The organism is Flavobacterium sp. (assembly GCF_040382755.1).
Classification (GTDB): domain Bacteria; phylum Bacteroidota; class Bacteroidia; order Flavobacteriales; family Flavobacteriaceae; genus Flavobacterium.
The window spans coordinates 1-21,807 of record NZ_JBEIET010000015.1; the positions used below are offsets into that span (position 1 = coordinate 1).

A 21,807-nucleotide genomic window follows, 5' to 3' on the forward strand; every position below is an offset into this window, starting at 1 on the left:
CAGGGTATTTTAGAGTCGGGTGCTGGATTTGGATCTTTAGCTAAAGAAGCGAACAATCATTTTGGTATAAAATGCCATACAGGATGGACAGGTGAGTCTGTAAAATACGATGATGATGCCGAACAAGAGTGTTTTAGAAAATATAAAGACCCAACTGAATCGTACAAAGATCATTCTGCTTTTTTATCTTCAAGAAAACGGTATGAAAGTTTGTTTAAATTAGATAAAGGTGATTACGAATCGTGGGCTAATGGCTTAAAACAAGCGGGTTACGCAACTGATACGTTATATCCTTCAAAATTAATTGGTATTATTGAACGGTACGAATTATATAAAATTGACAATGAAGTTTTAGGAAGAAATTTTATTCCAAAACCAAGAGTTGTAACTCAAGTACAAGTTATTGGAGAGCATACCGTTGAAAAAGGAGATACATTATACTCGTTATCAAAAAAATACAATATTTCTGTTGAGGAATTAAAAAGTTTAAATAATATTTTAGAATCCGGAATTTCAATCGGTCAAAAATTAAAAGTAAAAAAATAATGTTATATCAAAGAAGTAGTCAGTTATTTGTTGAAGCAAATGAAGTAATACCTGGTGGTGTTAACTCTCCTGTTCGAGCATTTAAAGGTGTTGGAGGTTTTCCAATTTTTATTAAGGAAGCTAAAGGAGCCTATTTATATGATGAAGACGGGAATAAATACATAGACTATATTAATTCTTGGGGCCCTATGATTTTAGGTCACGCTCACGAACCAGTAGTACAAGCTATTATTGAAAAGGCAAAAAAAGGTACTTCTTTTGGAACCCCAACTGAATTAGAAACTAAAATAGCTCAATTAGCCATTTCAATGGTGCCAAATATTGATAAAATTCGATTTGTTAACTCGGGTACAGAAGCTTGTATGAGTGCAATCCGTTTAGCACGAGGCTATACCAAACGAGATAAAATTATTAAATTTTCAGGATGTTATCATGGTCATTCCGATTCGTTTTTAATTGCTGCTGGAAGTGGATTAAGTACGTTTGGAGTGCCAAATAGTCCTGGAGTAACTGAAGGCACGGCTAAAGACACCTTGTTAGCTAAATATAATGATATAGAAAATGTTAAAGCGCTTTTTGAAGCCAATAAAAATGAAATTGCAGCAATTATAGTAGAACCTGTTGCAGGAAATATGGGGTGTATTCCTCCAAAAGAAGGTTTTTTATCAGGTTTAAAGCAACTTTGTAATGAAAACGGAGCTTTGCTAGTTTTTGATGAAGTGATGACTGGATTTCGTCTTGCAAAAGGTGGCGTACAAGAATTGTATCAAGTTTCGGCCGATATAGTTTGTTTTGGAAAAGTAATTGGTGGTGGTTTGCCAGTAGGTGCTTTTGCAGCACGAAATGAAATTATGAATTTGTTATCGCCTTTAGGTCCTGTTTATCAAGCAGGAACGTTATCTGGAAACCCTTTAGCTATGGCGGCAGGATATCAAATGCTTTTGGAATTAAATTCAGATAAAGAAATATTTAATAGATTAGAAGAAAAAACAGCTTATTTAGAGAAGGGAATTCACAAAGTTCTGTCTGAAAATAATATTGAGTTTACTATAAATAGAGTAGGATCAATGATTTCAGTACATTTTGACAAAAATGAAGTGTATGATTTTGAAACTGCAAAAAATGGAGACAACGAAAGATTTAAGAAATTCTTTCACGAATTATTGAAACGTGGAATTTATATTGCACCTTCAGCATATGAAACGTGGTTTATTACCGATGCTTTAAGCTATGAAGACTTAGATTATACAATACAGTCAGTTCAAGAAGTGGCAAAAATATTATAAAAAAAAGCCCGTCTCATTATACATGAGACGGGCTTTTTTTAAAATGCTTTATTTTTAGTTTGTTAATTTTTTCAACAAACCTTGTTTACTTTCAATACTTTCCATTTGAGTTTGAGAAAGTGTAGCTCTCAATTTAGCTTCAATTATTCTAGCTAATTCGATTTTTCTTTCAGCTGAAAGATTTTCGTTTAAATTTCTGAATTTGTATTCAAATAATCTAGTTAAATCTTCGCTTAAAGTACCTTCTACTGTTATTGCTTCAGCAAGAGCCGTCATATTTTTCTTAGCTTCAATTTTTTCGTCTACTTTTTTAAATGTTTCTTGAGCATTAGCATTTACTGTGAAAGCTAAAAACAAAACAAGAGCGCCTAATAAATTTTTCATTGTTAAATCTTTTAATTGTTTTATCAAAAATAAAAAATATTTTCAATATCAAAGCCTTTTTTACAAATAATTATTTTTTTTATTTTTTTAAGTAAGTATAAGAATTTACTTTTCTGCTTTTTTTTCTGCATTTTAATTAAAAAACGCCATCAATTTTTATCTCTATTTCGAATATTTTGTATCTTTGTATTGTGAAAAAAATAGCTATTTTAATTACATTTTTATTTATGGTAAAACCTGTTTTACCAGTTTTGAGCTATTTTGTTAACTATGAGTATATTGCAAATGAGCTTTGTGAAAACCAAGACAAGCCAGAAATGGAATGTAATGGTAAATGTCATTTAAAAAAGGAATTGGCAAAAGCTTCCTCAGAAGAAAATTCGAATTCAAAAGATAAAAAATCAGTAAATAAACAAGAAATAGAAGTGCTTTTTTATCAAAATACTATTTATTTTGAAATCAAAAAAAGTGTTTACAAAGTAGCTGCTATTTCTACTCATTATTTTAATAACTATTTTCATTTAAATAGTTCTCAGATTTTTCATCCACCCACTAAATTAGTTTAAATACAAAAGATTTTCCGTTTTTTCTAATCGGAAAGGACACTTATGTCCAAAAAATAATGTTTGAAACTATTCAAGCATCAATTATCTATAATTTAAACTAAAATAAAATGAAATTTCAATTAAAAAATAGTATAGCAATTTTAGCTATAGCTTTCATATTCAATTCTTGTAATAATGATGATGCACCTGCAGCAGTAATAGACGAAAAAGGTAATTTAAAAGTAGAGTTTGACAATGTATATGGTAGTGCAGATTTAGCATTTGCTACTAACTATACAAACTCTAATGGAGAAGTTATTAAAGTTAGCAAAGCAAAATACATTGTAAGCAATATAGTTTTAACAAAAACTGATAATTCAACTTATACAATTCCAAAATCTGAAAGTTATTTTATTGTTGATGAAGCGACAGCTACTAGTAGAATATTAAATTTACCAAATATTCCAGCAGGTGATTATAAAAGCATCAAATTTGGAATAGGAGTTGATCAAACGCAATGGGCACTTGGTGCAACAGGTCAAGGTAATTTTCTTACTCAAGCACAAACTGCAGGTATGATGTGGAGTTGGAGTGCTGGTTATAAATTTGTTGCTTTTGAAGGTACTTTTACTTCGCCTACGGTAACAACTGCAACAGATTATAAAGTTCATACTGGACAAACAGGAACAGACTATAATTATACTGAAGTAACATTAAATTTTCCAAACAATGCTTTAGTTAGAAGTTCAATTACTCCTCAAGTTCATATTATGGCAGATTTACAGCATATAATTGATGGAACAAATAAAATAAGTTTAACTACACAACCTACTATTATGGGAGGAAGTAAATTAGCTTTAGTTACTGCAAATTTAAGTAACATGTTTGAAGTACATCATGTGCATAATGATTAACATTTAATTAAAAAGACTGTCATTTTTTCTTATGACAGTCTTTTTTAATATTTATTCGATATGAAAGCAAAATATTTAATATTGCTTACGTTTTTGTCATTTTTTGGTTGTGAACATTCTGATGATGAGAGTGAATATGTGAATTTGCCTTTGAATCTTGTAGTTCCAAGTAATTTTCCACCTTCCACGTATAACACAATTAATAATCCTATTACTGAAAAAGGTTTCGAATTAGGGAAAAAATTATTTTATGATGGTCGATTGGCTTCAGATGGAATAATTTCTTGCGGATTTTGCCATATTCAGCAAGATGCTTTTACACATCACGGTCATTCATTAAGCCATGGTGTAGGAGATAATATTGGAACGAGAAATACACCTCCGATTCAGAATTTAGCATTTCAATCTACTTTTATGTGGGATGGCGCTGTGTCTCATTTGGATTTACAACCGATTATCCCATTTACCAGTCCGATTGAAATGAATGGTGATTTTTCAACTGCTATTGATATGATGAAATCTGATCCCGCGTATGTAAAACTTTACAATCAAGCCTTTCCAGATAAACAAATTAATTCTGAAAATATGCTCAAAGCGTTGGGTCAATTTATGGCAATGATGGTTTCTTCAAATTCTCGTTTCGATAAGTATAGAAGAAATGAAACGGGAGGTAATTTATCTGCGCAAGAATTACAAGGTTATGCTATTTTCAATCAAAAATGTGCCACATGTCATGCTACAGATTTGTTTACTGATAATTCATTTAGAAATAATGGTTTGCCAATTAATCCAACTTTTAATGATGTTGGGCGTTATAGGGTAACTCTTTTAGATGCGGATTTGTATAAATTTAAAGTACCCAGTTTAAGAAATATTGAACTTACAGTGCCGTACATGCATGACGGACGATTTTTTACTTTAGACGCAGTGTTAAATCATTATTCTTCGGGAATGGTAAATTCAACTACTTTGGATCCAAGTTTAAATTCGAATGGCACTTTAGGAATTCCATTGTCAAATCAAGAAAAAGCAAATCTTATTGCGTTTTTAAAAACGTTAACTGATAACGAATTTATCACAAATCCAAAATTTGCTGAATATTAATAAATATACATTATGAAAAATATACTACTTGCTTTTTTTGTATCAACCATTTTACATGCTCACGAAAATCCAAAACCAAATCAAAAATTTAGTTATAAACTTAGTTTACCTACAACTAATTATTTAAAAAAACACACGACTAAAAGTTTGTTTTTAGATGATTGTGATGGTTGTGGTTGTGGCGCAAGCGGAGGAAGTATGGGTTTTGCTTCAATGATTAATTCGAATTTTGTTGGTGTACGCTATTTTAATCAACAATATAAATCTAATGATGGTTTATATTCAAATTCACCTTGGTTAAATGAAAATTTTAATACCGTTCAGGTTTGGGCCAGAGTACCTGTTTTTAAAAAGTTTCAAGTTTCAGCTTTAATTCCTTATCATAATCATGAGCGTGAAACCCAGAGCGAAAATCAATCTATTAGTGGTATTGGTGATATTACAGTTTTGGCATTAACCACCGTTTTTAAATCAAAAACCGATACGGTTTCGACTTCATTTAAACACAATTTACAAGTAGGTATGGGTGTTAAACTTCCTACGGGCGCTTATAAGCAAGCAAATTCAGGAAGTGTAAATCCAAGTTTTCAATTAGGTACTGGGAGCTGGGATGTACTTTTAACATCTGAATATGTAATAAAGAAAAAGAAATTCGGATTAAATAATATGATTAACTATATCATAAAAAATGAAAACGAAAAATACTATCGTTTTGGAAATCAGTTTAATTATGCATCTACTATTTTTTATTTATTTGAGAATAAAAAATTTGCATTTGCACCGCAAATTGGTCTTGCTGGTGAGTTGTATGAAAGTAATTATCAATACAACCAAAAAGTAAAAAATACTTCAGGCGATGTTCTTTTTAGTAAATTTGGCTTTGAATTAGGGTATAAAAAATGGTCGTTTGGTTCTAATTTACAGTTGCCAATAAATCAAAATTTAGTGGGTGGTTTAGTTGAAACTACCTCTAGATGGAGTGTAAATGTCAATTTTAAATTATAAAAAAAAGCGGCTAAATAAATGTAGCCGCTTTTTTTATATGTTTAAGATGTTTATTATATTATTTCAATTTTCATTGAATCATCACTATTTTCAGCATCTAAAAAACCTTGTTCTTGCATCCAGTCATCGCTATAAATTTTACTCATATAACGCGATCCGTGGTCTGGAAAAACAACTACTACATTACTGTCTTCGTTAAATTCTCCTAATGCGGCGTATTGCTTCACAGCTTGAAATGCAGCACCAGAAGTGTAACCAACAAATAATCCTTCGGTTTTTGAAATTTCTCTGGCTGTAATAGCACTTTCTTTATCGGTAACTTTTATATATTTATCAATAATAGCAAAATCAGTAGCCGTTGGAATTAAATTTTTACCTAAACCTTCAATTTTGTATGAATAAATTTCCTTTTCGTCAAACTCTTTGGTTTCGTGGTATTTTTTTAAAACAGAACCATAAGCATCTACACCTAAAACTTTTATAGACGGATTTTTTTCTTTCAAATATCGTCCAATTCCAGAAATAGTCCCACCAGTACCACTACACACAACAACGTGAGTAACTGAACCATTTGTTTGATTCCAAATTTCTTTTCCAGTACTGCAATAGTGTGCTTCAATGTTTAAATCATTAAAGTACTGATTGATGTAAATTGAATTTGGTGTTTCTTTATGAATTTTTTTTGCCACTTCATAATAGCTTCTTGGATCATCTGCAGCGACATTTGCCGGACAAACATATACTTTTGCTCCCATACTTTTTAGCATATCAATTTTGTCAGGTGACGATTTATCACTCACCGCTAAAATACATTTGTATCCTTTAATAATGCTAATCATAGCTAAACTAAATCCTGTATTTCCTGAGGTTGTTTCTACAATAGTTGCACCAGGTTTTAAAATGCCTTTTTCTTCAGCACAATTGATAATATGTAAGGCTATTCTATCTTTTGCAGAATGTCCAGGATTAAAAGCTTCTACTTTGGCATAAAAATTCCCAGTTAATCCAGCTGCAATTTTATTCAACTTTATTATTGGTGTATTACCAATTAAATCAATTACTGAATTATGGGCGTTTATTTCGTTTTTCATTTTTCATTTTTCTTTTTACCACAGATGAAAAGTGATAATGCAAATTATTTTTTAATAGCTTCTAAATCAAATAAGAATGCAAACTCTTTGGCTAATTCTTTTAAGGCTTCAAATCTTCCAGAAGCTCCACCGTGACCCGCATCCATATTTGTATCTAAAAATAATTGTTTGTTGTTGGTTTTCAATACTCTTAATTTTGCCACCCATTTTGCAGGTTCAAAATATTGCACTTGCGAATCGTGTAAACCTGTTGAAACATACATATTTGGATACCCTTGTGCTTTTACTTGATCGTATGGAGAATAGGATAACATATAATCATAATATTTTTTTTCATTCGGATTTCCCCATTCGTCGTATTCCCCAGTTGTTAATGGAATGGTGTCGTCTAACATTGTGGTAATCACATCAACAAAAGGTACTTGTGCAATCACACCATTATACAATTCTGGAGCCATATTAACAATTGCACCCATTAACAAACCTCCCGCAGAACCACCTTCAGCATATAAATGCTCGGCAGAAGTGTATTTTTCGGCTATTAAATACTTACTACAATCGATAAAATCTGTAAACGTATTTTTCTTTTTTAATAATTTTCCATTTTCGTACCATTCTCTTCCTAAATCTTCACCACCACGAATGTGAGCGATAACGTAGATGAATCCTCTATCTATTAAACTTAATCGTGTACTTGAAAAATAAGGATCCATTGAAGAACCGTATGAACCATAAGCATATTGTAATAAAGGATTTTTTCCGTCTTTTTTTATGTCTTTTCGGTATACCACACTCATAGGAATTTTAGTTCCATCAGTTGCAGTAGCCCAAATTCTCTCCTCAATATAGTTATTTTTATCGAATTTTCCGCCTAAAACAGCTTGCTCTTTTAATACGGTTTTTTCTTTTGTTTTCATATTGAAATCAATCACAGAAGAAGGCGTAGCCATAGATTGGTAACCATAACGCAACACATCGGTATCAAAATCTACATTAGAAGTGGTGTAGCACGTATAGGTTTCGCTACTAAATGGCAAATAGTAATCGCCAGACCCATCCCATGGTTTAATTTGAATTTTATTTAAACCATTTGAACGTTCTTCCACTACTAAATAATTTTTAAAAATTTCAATTCCTTCTAATAAAACATCTTTTCTATGTGGAATTAAATCGGTCCAATTTTCTTTTGATGTAGCATTCTCAGGTGAAGTCATCAATTTGAAATTGGTCGCTTTATCGGCATTCGTTAAGATATAAAATTTATCTTTATAAAAAGAAATAGAATATTCTAAACCACGAGTTCTCGGTTGAAATACTCTAAATTTTCCATCGGGATTATTCGCTTCTAAGATTTGATATTCAGTTGTAAGTGTACTTCCAGAACCAATTATGATGTATTTTTTCGATTTTTCTTTATACACAAACGTACTGTAGGTATCGTCCTTTTCGTGAAAAACCAACACGTCTTCAGATGCATTTGTGCCTAATTTATGTTTGAAAATTTTATCAGAACGAAGCGTTTGTGCATCTTTTCCAGTATAAAAAAGCGTTTTATTATCGGTAGACCAGCTGGAACCACCAGTTGTGTTTTCAATTTTATCTGAAAGAATTTCACCAGTTTCTATATTTTTAATATGAATGGTGTATTGTCTTCTTGATACTAAATCTAGTCCAAAAGCCACTAATTTGTTGTCGCCACTCACACTCATTCCGCTTAAATTGAAATAAGATTGTCCTTTTGCCATTTCGTTACAATCGAATAAAATTTCTTCTTTCGCATCTAAACTTCCTTTTTTTCTGGCATAAATTGGATAATCTTTACCCGTTTCAAAACGTGTGATGTACCAATATTCGTTATAAAAATAAGGCACAGAACTGTCGTCCTCTTTTATTCTTGATTTCATTTCTGCAAACAAATCGTCTTGTAATTGTTTGGTATGCGCTGTTGATTTTTGGTAATATTCGTTTTCTTTATTTAAATAGTCAATTACTTCTGGATTTTCTCTTTCGTTTAACCAATAGTAATTATCCGTTCTTACATCTCCGTGTTTTTCTAACTTTTTTGGAATTATTTTTGCAATTGGTGGTTGAATAGTATTCATTTTTTGATTTTGGTTTTGTGATTGTATTTTTGCTGTAAATATCAGTAAAACTGATGCTAAGATTATTTTTTTCATAGTTTTTGCTGTTTTAATTTGATATTTTTTTCATTTTAATTTCAAACATTTTATCCCAATTTTTACCTGTAATAAAAACGGTTTTTGTGGATGGATTGTATGCAATTCCGTTTAAAACTTCATCTCCTTCCGTTAATGCTTTTTTGTTTTTTGTTTTTAAATCTGAAAAATCAATAGCACTTTCTACGGCACCATTTTCTGGATTGATAATAACAATTACATCTTTCAGATAAATGTTTGCCCAAATTTTTCCGTCAATCCATTCTAATTCGTTCAGTTCTGTAATGGCATTTGTATCAGAATACACGTTTATGAAACGCTCCATTTTTTGAGTTTCTGGATTTAAAAAATAAATTTTATTGGTTCCATCGCTCATAATTAAATGTTTGTCATTATGTGTTAAACCCCAACCTTCAATATCTGAAAAATAATCAAATGTTTTTTCTTGCTCTAAAGTTGCAGCATTATATATAAAACCAACTTTATTTTTCCAAGTCAGTTGATAAATTTTGTCATTAAAAACGGTAATTCCTTCACCAAAATAATCTGGTGATAAAGGCACGGATTTTGAAACATTTCCAGATTTATAATCCGTTTTTCTTAGTGTTGATTCGCCATTTTGACCCGTTCCTTCAAATAAAATGCCGTTGTAAAATTCTAAACCTTGCGTGTAAGCATTTGCATCGTGATTATACGTGTTTAAAATAGTATAATCTTTCGTTTCATATAATTTTGGGGTGATATTCGAAACCAATTCAAAAGAGGTTACACATTCTGTTTTTTCACCTTCAGAATGCACAATTGCTTTTATGTCTTGAATACCAAATTGTAGTTTTTCTAATTTTAAATTAAAAACTGCATTTTCAGTTGATTTCCCTAATTTAATATCGTTTGAAAAATAAATTACCGAATCAATTTTAGCATTTTCAACATTTTCAATGCTTAAATTCACAGTTTCAGTTGGTTTGTATACTTGTTTTAAGTCTTTTGTAGCAATAGAAAACAGGTCTTTTGTTTCACTACAATTATATAAAAAAACACTTAATGCTGTGATTATAAGTAAGTTAATTTTTTTCATATTCAAATTATTTAATAATACAATATTACAATTTATTTTAAACTAATTTTTGATTTGTAGAAATAATAAAAGATTGTATATTTGCACCGGCAAGTCCTACACGACCAGCTCCCTCAAAATCCTCCAGGGTGGGAACGCAGCAAAGGTATGTGGTTGTAGCGGTGCGATGTAGGTCGCTTGCCATTTTTTACTTCTCTTCTTAAAATTCTTATAAAATTTATTGGTATCAAACTTTTTTAATTTAGATTTGTATTGTTTAAAACCAATTCAAATGAAAAAGTTATTCGTATTACTTGCAACAACTGCATTTTTGCTAAGTTGTTCTCCAAAAAAAAGCCTTGTAGCCAGTTCAACAAAAAAAGTTGCAGATGTTACAAAATACATGAATACAATTAACGAAGCCAGTTTGTCTAAAAACCTTCACGTAATTGCTTCCGATGAAATGGAAGGCAGAAATACTGGAGAACCAGGACAGAAAAAAGCAGGTTTATATCTTATCGAACAATATAAAGCGTTAGGTATTTCAAATCCTCCAGGTTCCACTGATTTTTATCAAAAAGTGCCTGCAGAATTTATGAAAAAAGGTTTTGCACCAAAATTGGGTGATTCAGAAAATATTTGGGCTTTCATTCCTGGTACTGAAAAACCAGAGGAGGTTCTTGTTATTTCTGCACATTACGACCACGTTGGTATGAAAAATGGTGAGGTGTTTAACGGTGCAGATGATGATGGCTCTGGTACGGTTTCTTTAGTTGAAATTGCCAAAGCTTTTTCAGAAGCAAAAAAAGATGGTTTTTCACCAAAACGTTCTATTTTATTTTTACACGTTACAGGAGAAGAACACGGTTTACACGGTTCGAGATATTATTCTGAAAATCCATTATTTCCAATAAAAAACACCATTGCAGACATTAATATTGATATGGTAGGACGTAGAGATACACTTAGCAATCATAAGGAAAATGGAAAATATGTGTATGTAATTGGTTCAGACCGATTAAGTTCTGAATTACATACCATAAATGAAGAAATGAATACAAAATATGTGGGCTTAAATTTAGATTACACTTTTAATGCAAAAAATGATCCAAATAGATTTTATTTCCGTTCAGATCATTATAATTTTGCTAAAAAAGGTATTCCTTCTATTTTCTTTTTTAATGGCGTACACGAAGATTATCACGGACCAAACGATACGGCTGATAAAATTGAGTACGATTTGTTAGCGATGCGTGTTAAATTGGCATTTACTTTAGCTTGGGAATTGGCCAATAGAGAAAATAGAATTGTGGTTGACAAAGACGGTAAATAATGCAATTATTAATTCTAAATGGTCCTAATTTAAATTTATTAGGTCAACGTGAACCAGAAGTTTACGGTAATCAAAGCTTTGATTCGTATTTTGATGAATTAAAATTACAGTTTCCTTCGGTTCAATTGGATTATTTTCAATCGAATGTAGAAGGCGAAATTATCAATAAATTGCAAGAAGTTGGTTTTTCATACGATGGTATACTATTAAATGCAGGAGCGTATACACACACTTCTGTAGCCATTTCCGATTGTGTAAAGGCAATAACATCACCAGTAATTGAAGTACATATTTCAAATACATTTTCCAGAGAAACATTTCGTCATCAATCTTACATTTCTCCAAACGCAAAAGGCGTAATTATTGGTTTTGGTTTAAAAAGTTACGCATTGGCTATTCAAAGTTTTTTGTAACATCATACAACTTTTATTTTTTAAAAAACGTCTATAATTATACATACTAAATCTACTAAAAAAAATGAAAAAAATTACGGTATTTCTTCTTGCGTTTTTCGCAATGTTTTCGTCTTCTTTCGGACAAGTTAAAGAAACCAGAGGTATTGGAAATTTCACTGCTATTAAGGCTTCATCAGGTGTTAATGTTGTCTATACTCAAGGACCTGTGCAAAATGTTGAGGTGACTTGGGAAAAAGATTTAATGAAATTTTTAAAAGTGGAAACTAAAAATAATGTTTTAAAAATTTTTATTGAAAACACCAACTACTATAAAAAAATGGATACCAGCAAATTGCTTGTAACCGTTTCAAATCCAGGTATTGGTAGCGTTACGGTAAGTTCATCGGCTACGTTTTCAATCAAAAACAATTTAAATGTAAGTTTATTAAAAATTAATACTTCTTCAAGTGCTGATTTTTCAGGAACGGTAACTTGTAATTCAATTTTTATTGATGCTTCTTCAAGTTCAAATGTGGCTTTAAATATGGCTACAGATGATATCGCTGTTAACTTAAGCAGTAGTTCAAGCGTATCATTAAAAGGAAAAACAGATAATTTGGCTATTGACGCTTCGAGTTCAGCAGATTGTGATGCTAAAGAATTAGTTTCAAATATGGCACAGGTTTCTGCAAGTACCTCTTCAGATGTGCATGTTTTAGCCTTAAAAGGATTAGATGCCACTGCTTCTACAAGTGCATCTATAAAATATTATGGAAAATTAGATAAAGTAAAAATAAACGAGAGCACGTCTGGCTCTGTAGAACAAATAAAATAATATTATGAAGCCCCAAACCTCAATCTTACTATTACTTTTTTCTTGTTTTTCAATTGCACAAATAAAAGGAAAAGTCACTGACTCAAAAGGAAACGCGTTGCCTTATGCAAGTGTAACTATTGAAAAAACCTACGTAGGAACTTCCACAAATGAAAACGGGGAGTACGAATTAAACATCAAAAAAACAGGTAAATACACCTTGGTTTTTAAGATATTAGGATACAAAACCAAAACCATAACCCAAGAAATTAATTCATTTCCTGTAATAATTAATGCTACACTTCCTGATGAGCAATATTCTATTGAGGAAGTAGTTGTAAAAAGTGGCGAGAATCCAGCCAATGGAATCATCAGAAACGCAATAGCCAATCGTAAAAAAAATACAGAAAAAACCGATAAATATGAAGCCGATTTTTACTCAAGAGGTATATTTAGAGTAAAGGATGTTCCTAAAAAATTTATGGGTATTGAAATAGGTGATTTAGACGGGAATGTAGATTCTACAGGTGCTGGAATTATTTATCAATCGGAAACGGTTTCTAAAATTAAGTTTGAAAAACCAAACAATTTAAAAGAAGAAATCATTGCAAGTAAAGTGGCTGGAAACGATAATGGATTTAGCTTCAATACTGCTTTAAATACCAATTATGATTTGTATCAAAATACCGTTGATTTCAATATCCCAATGATTTCTCCTATTGCTTCCAATGCATTTACGTATTATAAATATAAAATTGAAGATTCATTTACAGATAGTTACAACAATTATATTTACAAAATTAAAGTAACGCCAAAACGCGATAAAGAACCCGTTTTTGAAGGCTATATTTACTTGGTTGACGAAACATTTGCTATTTATGCTGCCGATTTAGATGTTAAAGGCTACAGATCGCAACAAGAGTTTTTAGAATCGTTTAAAGTGGTGCAAAATTTTAGTTTTAATCCAGACACAAAAATGTGGGTTAAAAGTTTGCAATCATTTGATTTTAAAGCAGGCGTGTTTATGATGAAATTCAATGGCAAATTTACACACGTGTTTAGTAATTATAATTTTGTATCTAATTTTGATAAGAAAACTTTTGGAAGTGAAGTAGTTACGTTTGCCGAAAAATCAAATAAAAAAGAAGATTCGTATTGGTTAGAAAATCGTCCAGTACCTTTAACGGAAGAAGAAACCACCAATTATGTAAAAAAAGATAGTGTTTATAAAATTAGAAATTCGCAAGTTTTTATGGATTCTGTTGATGCGGTTTCTAATAAATTTAAGGCAATTAAGTTAATCACAGGATACACATTTAAAAACAGTTTTAAAAATAAAAGATTCAATTATCAAGGGCTATTTAATTTGTCTTCTTTTAATTTTAATACCGTACAGGGTTATCATATTGGCTCAGGTTTTTCCTATTCAAGTTATAACGAAGAAAAGCAAAAACGATCTGTAATTAATGCCGATTTTCAATACGGATTTTCAGACAAACGCATCCGACCAACGGCTTCTTTTTATCATAAATTCAATAATACAAATGATGCTTATTTTCGACTGTCTGGTGGAAACAAAGTCAATCAATTTAATAGTTCAGAACCTGTTTCTGGAATTGAAAACTCAGTAAGTTCATTGTTTTTTAAAAATAATTTCATGAAATTATATGAAAAAGAATTTATTGAAATAGGAGCAGGTAGGGAAGTAGTAAATGGTTTGTTTTTAAATGCAAATATTGCCTACGAAAACAGAAAACCAGTATTTAATACTACAGATTTTGCCATTATCAAAACAGATGATGTATACAGTTCAAATAATCCGTTACAGCCAAATTCTGATGTACTTCCAGCATTTAATGAACACCATATCACTAAGTTTAGTTTGAGTTCTCGAATTGTTTTCGGTCAAAAGTATATTACCAGACCCGATGGAAAAATGAATATGAATGAAGGGAAATATCCAACACTTGGTTTTACTTATACTAAAGCATTTTTAGCTACTTCAAAAGCGTATGAATATGACTTTTTAGAAGCACGTTTAAAATACAGCAAAACATTAGCCAACAAAGGTGATTTGGAATTGAATTTAAAAGCAGGAACGTTTTTTGGTGCCGACAACATTTCATTTGTAGATTACAAACATTTTAACGGAAATCAAACACACGTTCGCATTGATGGGCAATACAATTCAAGTTTTAATTTATTGCCGTATTATTCGCAATCTACTAATAACAAGTATTTTGAATTACACGCTAATTATAATGATAATGGTTATTTTATGAATAAAATTCCATTATTAAATAAATTAGGTTGGAACTTAGTTGGAGGATTTCATCAATTAGCCGTTCCAAATAACAGACCCTATCAAGAAATAACTGTTGGTTTCGACCGAATTGGCTTTGGAAAGTTTAAAATTTTCCGTGTAGATTATGTTAGAAGTTTTCAAGGGAGCAAATTTGGACAAGGATTTATGTTTGGTTTAAGATTTTAAGTAGAAATTCCAATATTTAATTCCAAAATAGAAATCCCAAATTCCAAGATATAAAAAACCTCGAAATTTGAAAGTTTCGAGGTTTTTTGTATTAAAATTTTGCGGTTCTCTGTGTTTTCTTTGCGTTGTTTTGTGTAACCTTATTGCCCTAAAACCACTAATTTATTTTCTCCGTCAATTACTACTTTAGTTAAGCCGTGTTTGGCTAAACCTTTGATGGCAGCATCCCATTTTTTACCGCTTAAAGCCGACTTGTCTTTTAAAACACCAATTGGTTGATTGTTTTCTTTTTCTAATAAACTAACAATGAATTTTTCGTCTTCTGTTAATTCATAAGTCACCTTTTTCTCTGGACGCATTTGTGGGAAAAACAACACTTCTTGAATAGAGGCGTTATTTGTTAAAAACATAATTAATCGGTCCATTCCAATTCCTAACCCAGAAGTTGGTGGCATTCCGTATTCTAACGCACGTAAAAAGTCTTCATCAATAATTCCGTTGGCTTCATCGTCACCTTTTTCAGCTAAAGCCATTTGTGCTTCAAAACGTTCTCTTTGGTCAATTGGATCGTTTAACTCCGAATACGCATTGGCTATTTCTTTTCCACAAACCATTAATTCAAAACGCTCTGTTAAATCTGGATTATCTCGGTGTTGTTTACATAAAGGCGACATTTCTTTTGGATAATCTGTAATGAATGTCGGTTGAATGTAATTTCCTTCACATTTTGCACCAAAAATTTCATCAATTAATTTTCCTTTACCCATGGTTTCATTCACGTCAATTCCCATTCCTTTAGCAGCTTCAAATAATTCAGCTTCTGTTTTTCCAGAAATATCAAAACCGGTGAAGTCAATGATAGATTGCGTCATAGTCACTCTGGCATAAGGCGCTTTAAAGCTAATTTTATGTTCGCCAAAAGTAGTTTCTGAAGTATCGTTTACTTTTGTAGCACAATATTCCAAAAGGTTTTCGGTAAATTCCATCATCCAATTGTAATCTTTGTACGCTACATAAATTTCCATTGCGGTAAATTCTGGATTGTGTGTTCGGTCCATACCTTCGTTACGGAAGTTTTTAGAAAATTCGTACACACCATCAAAACCACCGACAATTAATCTTTTTAAATATAATTCGTTAGCAATTCGCATGTACAAAGGAATGTCTAAACTGTTGTGATGTGTCATAAACGGACGCGCAGCTGCACCACCTGGAATAGATTGCAAAATTGGTGTTTCTACTTCCATATAACCGCTTTCGTTGAAGAAAGTTCGCATCGCACTAAATAATTTGGTTCTTTTTACAAAAACTTCTTTTACTTGCGGATTTACAACTAAATCTACGTAGCGCATACGGTAACGCAATTCGGCATCATTAAAGGCATCGTATACTTTTCCATCTTCATCCGTTTTTGGAAAAGGTAACGGGCGTAGGGTTTTACTTAAAAAAGTGAAGTTGTCTACTCTAATGCATTTTGCACCTACTTGTGTGGTAAATAATTCGCCTTCAATTCCTAAAAAATCTCCTAAATCAGTTAATTTTTTAAAAACTTGGTTGTATAATGTTTTGTCTTCGCCTTGGCAAATAAAATCTCTGTTAAAATAGACTTGTATTCTGCCTTCGCTGTCTTGAATTTCAGCAAATGCAGCTTTTCCTTGATCTCTCACACTCATTAAGCGCCCCGCAATTACTACCTTTTTTCCTTCTTCGAAATTATCCTTTATGGTTTTTGAAGTGTGCTTTACAGGATATAAATCTGCAGGATAAGGATTAATCCCCAAGTTTCTAAGGGCTTGTAATTTCTCTCTTCTAATGATTTCTTGTTCGGAAAGTTGCATAATAAATTTTATTTTAAGAAGGCAAAGATAAGCAATAGATATATAGTTTCAAAGTGAGAAATTTTTAGCAAAATGATTTAAAATTGTATCTTTGAAAAATAAATCTATTTTCGTGTATGAAACAAATTCAACTTCTTGATTTAGGGAATAAAGATTACAAAGCAACTTGGGAATATCAAGAAGAATTATTTAAAGAAATTGTAGATTTAAAAATTCTAAATAGAAATGCAACTATTCCAATTCCTACGCCTAATTTCTTTCTTTATGTAACACATCCTCACGTGTATACATTAGGTAAAAGTGGCGATGTTTCTAATTTATTGCTTTCTGAAAAGCAACTTACAGAAAAAGGTGCTACTTTCTATAAGATCAATAGAGGAGGAGACATTACGTATCACGGCCCAGGACAAATTGTAGGCTATCCCATTTTAGATTTAGAGAATTTTTTTACCGATATTCATAAATATCTTCGATTTTTAGAAGAAGCCATTATTTTAACTTTAGCAGAATACGGATTAAAAACAGAACGCAGTCCTGGAGAAACAGGTGTGTGGTTTGATGTAGGAACGCCATTTGCTCGAAAAATTTGCGCAATGGGTGTTCGTGCTTCTCGTTGGGTTACCATGCATGGTTTTGCCTTAAATGTAAATGTCGATTTAGGCTATTTTGACAATATTATTCCTTGTGGTATTCGTGGTAAGGCAGTGACGTCCATGCACGTTGAGTTGGGTAGGGAAGTAAATGAGGAAGAAGTTAAAGAAAAAATTCTAAAACATTTTTCCGAATTATTCGAAAGTTCATTTATTTAGAATTTATAATTCTAAAAGTAATTGATCTGGAAGTAATCTAAATGTTTTTCTGTGATATTTTGTAATTCCATATTTTCTAATAGCATCTCGGTGTTCTTTTGTAGGGTAACCTTTGTTCTTTTTCCAATTATACATAGGATGTTCTTCATGAATGCTATCCATATAATCATCTCGATACGTTTTTGCTAAAATAGAAGCGGCAGCAATACTTAAAAATTTTGCATCACCTTTAATAATAGACGTATTTGGAATCGAGGATAAAATTTCAATTTCTTTTGCATTAAAAATCTTTCCTTCTTTTTGTTTCATGCCTAATTTTCCGTTCAAAGGTCTATTTCCGTCTACAATAATATATTCTGGTATGGTTTTCAACTTCAATACGCTTTCTTGCATAGCTTTCATCGATGCATTTAGAATATTTATTTCATCAATTTCTACATTATATATATGTGTGTAAGAAAAATCAAATAACTCCTCAATAATAGGTCTCAACTCAAAACGTTTTTTTTCAGTTAATTGTTTGGAATCATTTATAGCTTGAAATAAAAGCTGCTCTTGTTTTTTTTGCTCTTTTGTAAGTTTAATGTTAGGTGATTGTAAAATAATTGCAGCTGCGGTTACAGGACCAGCTAGGCAACCTCTGCCTGCTTCATCCGTTCCGCACTCAATAGTAAAATTACTGTAACATTTATTTAACATAAAATATTTTTTACAAAATTAATTAAATTTAAAATAACATTTAACATTTATTCAGCTCTATTATAGTGTAGGTTCTACATAGTTTTTTAATGGTAAAAAAATTTTAACACAAAAAAAATGATAATATTGTGTAGTATTATTTGTTTATTTAAGAAATTATTAAGAAGTTTGCGGAATAACTAACTCAAATAAAATTAATATGAGATCGAAGTTCAAATGGATTTTTACGCTTTTAGTAGCGTTTACAATGCAGTTTTCTTTCGCACAACAGAAAACTGTTACGGGTACAGTAACAAGTGATGGCGCTAAATTGCCTGGTGCTACTGTAAGTATTTCGGGTACAAAACAAGGTACTCAAACAGATGAGAATGGTAAATTCTCTATTAAAGCAGCTCAAGGTGATGTTTTAGAAGTTTCTTTCTTAAATAAAGAAACAAAAACAGTAACTGTAGGTGCTGGTAATGTTATCAATGTTACTTTATCTACCAAAGATAATGTAATTGATATTGTTAATGTATCTATTGGTTACGACAGAACTAGAACTAAAGCAAATTCTAATACAGCATCTACTACTGTAGGTGGTGAGACATTAGAAAACAGACCTAATGCGTCAGTATTAGCTTCGTTACAAGGAACTGCACCAGGTTTAACAATTATTTCATCTTCAGGATCTCCAGGTTCTGCTAAATTTGATGGATTTATTAGAGGGGCATCTTCAATTAATGGTAATACAGATCCATTAATTGTTATTGATGGTATTCCTTCTACTTCTAATCAATTTAGAAACCTTAACCAAAATGAAATTGAAAGTGTTACAGTATTAAGAGATGCTGCTGGTACTTCTATTTATGGTAACAAAGGAGCAAATGGAGTTATTTTAATCAAAACTTTTGGTGGTAAATTTGGTCAAGCGTTAACTTTCAGTTATGATACATCAACTGGATTTAGTACGTTACCAAAAAACAAATACAACATGGCTAATTCAAAACAAGCATTAGCTATTGAAAGATTCAGAAGTACTGGTTTAGGTAACAATAATCCTGCTACGGGTCTTCCATTTACAGATCAAGAAATTGCTGCTTATGGTACTGATACAGATTGGTTGGATGAATTTTTTAACACGGATATAGTTACTCAACACAATTTAGGTATTAGTGTAGGGTCTAAAAATCTTAAATCATTTACCTCTCTTGGTTACTTTGATCAGGGCGGTTTAGTACCTACTACTGATTTTAGTAGATTTACTTTCAGAAATAATTTATCAGGAAAAAGTAATAACGATAAATTTAATTTCGATACGCAAATTGCTTTAGGTTATTCTAAAAGAAGACAATTAGACCAAGAAACAAATAGTGGTGTAAATAATAATACGATTCAAAATCCATTACATGGTGGTTTAATGGGGTTACCATATATTGCGCCTTTTGAAGGAACTGGTCAACAATTATTCGATGCAATTGGAACTAACTTCAATGGAGCTAATGATACATGGGTTTTACAAGATATCTTAAAAGAAGATTCTTTACCTAGTTATTATTCAGATAAAACAGCTATTTTAAATGTAGGTGCTTCATATAAATTGACACCAACTTTAACAGTTAGAAACAGAACAGGTCTTGATTACAAACAATACGGAAGATTATTTGGTAGATCACCTCAATCCTTTTTAGCAATTGTTGTACGTGCAACTACTCCAGGAGTTCCTGAATTTGGTGGCTTTGAAGATCAATCAACTTTTAATGATTTAACAATTACAAATATTTCTAGTTTAAATTACCGTAAAGTATTTAAAGACAAGCATGATTTATCTATGTCTGCCTTTTTTGAATATACAAAAGCACACTATGAAGGACACGGAAGTAGACAAAATGGTTTAAATCCATTAACTTATGTTCCAGGAGCTGGTACTGGTTACGTAGCATTTAACCCTGCTACACCAAACTTTTATATTGCTTCTGTAAATGGTGCTATTTTAACGGGTGGAACATTATCTGCTTTTGGTACTTTAGATTATGATTATGATAAAAGATATGGTGTTAGTGCTGTTGTTAGACGTGATGGTACTTACAGATTCTCTGAAGATAACAGATGGGGTACATTTTGGTCAGCATCTGCTAGATGGAATATTGATCAAGAAGAGTTTATGAAAAATTCTAAATTCTCAATGTTAAAACTTAGAGCTTCTTACGGTACAAATGGTAACCAAAATATTTCTGCTGCTAACTATGGTTTCCCATCATTGTTAACATCTAGTAACTTAATTAGAGAAACTATTGCAGTAGGTACGGGTTATAATAATGCGCCTGGAAGTTTATTATATGGTAATTTTGATAATACTACTGTTCAGTGGGAAAAAATCACACAAGCTAACATTGGTGTTGACTTTGCAGTATTTAATGACAAACTTGAAGGTAATGTTGATTTGTACAGCAAAACTACTTCTAACTTGTTTAATTCTATTCCAAATTCTGCAGTTATTGGAACAGGTTATTCTGTTGCTGGAAATAATGGAGAATTAACTAACAAAGGGGTGGAATTGTTATTAAAATACAACGTAATCAAAAATGACAATATGAAGTTTTCAGTATTTGCTAATTCTTCATATAACCAAAATGAGATTACTGCTTTGGCAACTACTAATCAAAGTGGGGTTGCTAACTTACGTCAAGTGGGTAACATTCTTAACGAATGGAATTTAGTTCCATATGTAGGGGTAAACCAAGCGAATGGTAACTTATTATACTTAGATAGAAATAATAATTTAACAGAAACGCCAGATGAAGCAAAAGATAGAAGAGCTACAGGAAAAAGTAACATACCAAAATACCAAGGAGGTTTTGGATTTAACTTTGATTACAAAGGTTTCTATTTAAACACTTTATTTACGTATATGTATGATGTATGGAGAATTGATAACCAATTTAGATGGGCTTCGAACCCTGCATTTATTGGGCAAGAGAACGTAACTGCTGATTTTTTAAATCAATGGACACCAACCAACAATACTTCAACAGTACCTTCTATTAATGCTTCTAACAACAATGTTTTCTTAGACTCTGATAGATTTTTATACGATTCATCATTTATTAGACTTAAAAACATTAATTTAGGTTATAATATTCCTTCAAAACTGTTAAAAAATTCACCATTTACAAATGTGAAGTTTTTCATTTTAGCTGAGAATTTAGTAACTTGGACGAAATGGAGAGGTTTTGATCCTGAAGCAATAAATGCATTATCAGTGACAAATTTCCCAAATCCTAGAACGATTACCTTTGGTACTTCAATTGGATTTTAATTAATTAATTAATAATAATAA

At 31.4% G+C, this 21,807-nt stretch carries 18 protein-coding genes and 1 other RNA gene; 13 read left to right on the forward strand and 6 right to left on the reverse strand.

The window, feature by feature from the left end; all coding sequences use genetic code 11:
- Both ABWO04_RS02895 and hemL read left to right on the forward strand, forming a co-directional pair.
- Positions 1–546, forward strand: a 546-nt coding sequence (locus ABWO04_RS02895) for a glucosaminidase domain-containing protein (protein ID WP_353077147.1), incomplete at its 5' end; no start/stop codon positions are given.
- On the forward strand, positions 546–1,832 hold the full coding sequence (gene hemL, locus ABWO04_RS02900) for a glutamate-1-semialdehyde 2,1-aminomutase (protein WP_353077149.1): 1,287 nt from the start codon (positions 546–548) through the stop codon (positions 1,830–1,832). The genes ABWO04_RS02895 and hemL, both read left to right, overlap by 1 nt.
- A 54-nt stretch (positions 1,833–1,886) precedes the next feature.
- On the opposite strand, the gene ABWO04_RS02905 is transcribed toward hemL, so the two are convergent.
- Complete coding sequence (locus tag ABWO04_RS02905) at positions 1,887–2,216, reverse strand: hypothetical protein (RefSeq protein WP_353077151.1); 330 nt, start codon at positions 2,214–2,216, stop codon at positions 1,887–1,889.
- Between the two features lie 191 nt (positions 2,217–2,407).
- Between ABWO04_RS02905 and ABWO04_RS02910 the strand changes: the two genes are divergently transcribed.
- From ABWO04_RS02910 to ABWO04_RS02925, 4 genes are all read left to right on the forward strand, one after another.
- The gene (locus ABWO04_RS02910; RefSeq protein ID WP_353077153.1) at positions 2,408–2,782 is read left to right on the forward strand and encodes a hypothetical protein; all 375 of its coding nucleotides are present in this window, start codon (positions 2,408–2,410) and stop codon (positions 2,780–2,782) included.
- A 107-nt stretch (positions 2,783–2,889) separates the two neighbouring features.
- On the forward strand, positions 2,890–3,675 hold the full coding sequence (locus ABWO04_RS02915; RefSeq protein ID WP_353077155.1) for an MbnP family protein: 786 nt from the start codon (positions 2,890–2,892) through the stop codon (positions 3,673–3,675).
- 60 nt (positions 3,676–3,735) lie between these two features.
- A complete protein-coding gene (locus ABWO04_RS02920) occupies positions 3,736–4,779 on the forward strand; it encodes a cytochrome-c peroxidase (RefSeq protein WP_353077157.1) in 1,044 nt (347 codons plus the stop codon).
- 12 nt (positions 4,780–4,791) lie between these two features.
- Positions 4,792–5,784: a transporter gene (locus ABWO04_RS02925; protein ID WP_353077159.1), complete on the forward strand. Its 993-nt coding sequence runs from the start codon at positions 4,792–4,794 to the stop codon at positions 5,782–5,784.
- A gap of 53 nt (positions 5,785–5,837) precedes the next feature.
- On the opposite strand, the gene capA is transcribed toward ABWO04_RS02925, so the two are convergent.
- Genes capA through ABWO04_RS02940 form a run of 3 tightly spaced genes read right to left on the reverse strand, consistent with a single transcriptional unit; the run spans position 5,838 to position 10,130 of the window.
- Complete coding sequence (gene capA, locus ABWO04_RS02930) at positions 5,838–6,875, reverse strand: cysteate synthase (RefSeq protein WP_353077161.1); 1,038 nt, start codon at positions 6,873–6,875, stop codon at positions 5,838–5,840.
- A 44-nt stretch (positions 6,876–6,919) separates the two neighbouring features.
- Complete coding sequence (locus tag ABWO04_RS02935) at positions 6,920–9,052, reverse strand: S9 family peptidase (RefSeq protein ID WP_353077163.1); 2,133 nt, start codon at positions 9,050–9,052, stop codon at positions 6,920–6,922.
- 13 nt (positions 9,053–9,065) lie between these two features.
- Positions 9,066–10,130: a glutaminyl-peptide cyclotransferase gene (locus ABWO04_RS02940; protein WP_353077165.1), complete on the reverse strand. Its 1,065-nt coding sequence runs from the start codon at positions 10,128–10,130 to the stop codon at positions 9,066–9,068.
- Between the two features lie 87 nt (positions 10,131–10,217).
- Here ABWO04_RS02940 and ffs point away from each other — a divergent pair.
- From ffs to ABWO04_RS02965, 5 genes are all read left to right on the forward strand, one after another.
- Positions 10,218–10,315: signal recognition particle sRNA small type (gene ffs / locus ABWO04_RS02945), an RNA gene on the forward strand.
- A gap of 86 nt (positions 10,316–10,401) precedes the next feature.
- Positions 10,402–11,442 carry a M28 family metallopeptidase gene (locus tag ABWO04_RS02950; protein ID WP_353077167.1) on the forward strand — a complete coding sequence of 347 codons (1,041 nt, stop codon included), beginning with the start codon at positions 10,402–10,404 and terminating at the stop codon, positions 11,440–11,442.
- Positions 11,442–11,855, forward strand: coding sequence for a type II 3-dehydroquinate dehydratase (gene aroQ, locus ABWO04_RS02955; protein ID WP_353077168.1), 414 nt, complete (start codon positions 11,442–11,444; stop codon positions 11,853–11,855). The genes ABWO04_RS02950 and aroQ overlap by 1 nt, the downstream gene beginning before the upstream one ends.
- A 64-nt stretch (positions 11,856–11,919) precedes the next feature.
- On the forward strand, positions 11,920–12,672 hold the full coding sequence (locus ABWO04_RS02960) for a head GIN domain-containing protein (RefSeq protein ID WP_353077170.1): 753 nt from the start codon (positions 11,920–11,922) through the stop codon (positions 12,670–12,672).
- Between the two features lie 4 nt (positions 12,673–12,676).
- On the forward strand, positions 12,677–15,142 hold the full coding sequence (locus tag ABWO04_RS02965) for a DUF5686 and carboxypeptidase regulatory-like domain-containing protein (protein WP_353077172.1): 2,466 nt from the start codon (positions 12,677–12,679) through the stop codon (positions 15,140–15,142).
- Positions 15,143–15,282: 140 nt separating this feature from the next.
- On the opposite strand, the gene lysS is transcribed toward ABWO04_RS02965, so the two are convergent.
- Entirely contained in the window at positions 15,283–16,980 is a 1,698-nt protein-coding gene (lysS, locus tag ABWO04_RS02970) for a lysine--tRNA ligase (protein WP_353077174.1), read from the reverse strand.
- A gap of 116 nt (positions 16,981–17,096) precedes the next feature.
- On the opposite strand from lysS, the gene lipB reads away from it, so the two are divergent.
- Positions 17,097–17,789: a lipoyl(octanoyl) transferase LipB gene (gene lipB, locus ABWO04_RS02975; RefSeq protein ID WP_353077176.1), complete on the forward strand. Its 693-nt coding sequence runs from the start codon at positions 17,097–17,099 to the stop codon at positions 17,787–17,789.
- 3 nt (positions 17,790–17,792) lie between these two features.
- Here the strand turns inward: lipB and rnhB are convergent, their stop codons facing one another.
- Complete coding sequence (gene rnhB, locus ABWO04_RS02980) at positions 17,793–18,488, reverse strand: ribonuclease HII (RefSeq protein ID WP_353077177.1); 696 nt, start codon at positions 18,486–18,488, stop codon at positions 17,793–17,795.
- Positions 18,489–18,687: 199 nt separating this feature from the next.
- On the opposite strand from rnhB, the gene ABWO04_RS02985 reads away from it, so the two are divergent.
- Positions 18,688–21,786, forward strand: a complete 3,099-nt coding sequence (locus ABWO04_RS02985) for a SusC/RagA family TonB-linked outer membrane protein (RefSeq protein ID WP_353077179.1) — start codon at positions 18,688–18,690, stop codon at positions 21,784–21,786.
- Positions 21,787–21,807: the final 21 nt, after the last annotated feature.

Coding starts and splice junctions, on each gene's coding strand:
- hemL (WP_353077149.1), top strand. CDS start 546: ATGTTATATCAAAGAAGTAGTCAGTTATTTGTTGAAGCAAATGAAGTA.
- ABWO04_RS02915 (WP_353077155.1), top strand. CDS start 2,890: ATGAAATTTCAATTAAAAAATAGTATAGCAATTTTAGCTATAGCTTTC.
- lipB (WP_353077176.1), top strand. CDS start 17,097: ATGAAACAAATTCAACTTCTTGATTTAGGGAATAAAGATTACAAAGCA.
- ABWO04_RS02920 (WP_353077157.1), top strand. CDS start 3,736: ATGAAAGCAAAATATTTAATATTGCTTACGTTTTTGTCATTTTTTGGT.
- capA (WP_353077161.1), bottom strand. CDS start 6,875: ATGAAAAACGAAATAAACGCCCATAATTCAGTAATTGATTTAATTGGT.
- aroQ (WP_353077168.1), top strand. CDS start 11,442: ATGCAATTATTAATTCTAAATGGTCCTAATTTAAATTTATTAGGTCAA.
- ABWO04_RS02985 (WP_353077179.1), top strand. CDS start 18,688: ATGAGATCGAAGTTCAAATGGATTTTTACGCTTTTAGTAGCGTTTACA.
- ABWO04_RS02925 (WP_353077159.1), top strand. CDS start 4,792: ATGAAAAATATACTACTTGCTTTTTTTGTATCAACCATTTTACATGCT.
- ABWO04_RS02935 (WP_353077163.1), bottom strand. CDS start 9,052: ATGAAAAAAATAATCTTAGCATCAGTTTTACTGATATTTACAGCAAAA.
- rnhB (WP_353077177.1), bottom strand. CDS start 18,488: ATGTTAAATAAATGTTACAGTAATTTTACTATTGAGTGCGGAACGGAT.
- ABWO04_RS02905 (WP_353077151.1), bottom strand. CDS start 2,216: ATGAAAAATTTATTAGGCGCTCTTGTTTTGTTTTTAGCTTTCACAGTA.
- ABWO04_RS02940 (WP_353077165.1), bottom strand. CDS start 10,130: ATGAAAAAAATTAACTTACTTATAATCACAGCATTAAGTGTTTTTTTA.
- ABWO04_RS02965 (WP_353077172.1), top strand. CDS start 12,677: ATGAAGCCCCAAACCTCAATCTTACTATTACTTTTTTCTTGTTTTTCA.
- lysS (WP_353077174.1), bottom strand. CDS start 16,980: ATGCAACTTTCCGAACAAGAAATCATTAGAAGAGAGAAATTACAAGCC.
- ABWO04_RS02960 (WP_353077170.1), top strand. CDS start 11,920: ATGAAAAAAATTACGGTATTTCTTCTTGCGTTTTTCGCAATGTTTTCG.
- ABWO04_RS02950 (WP_353077167.1), top strand. CDS start 10,402: ATGAAAAAGTTATTCGTATTACTTGCAACAACTGCATTTTTGCTAAGT.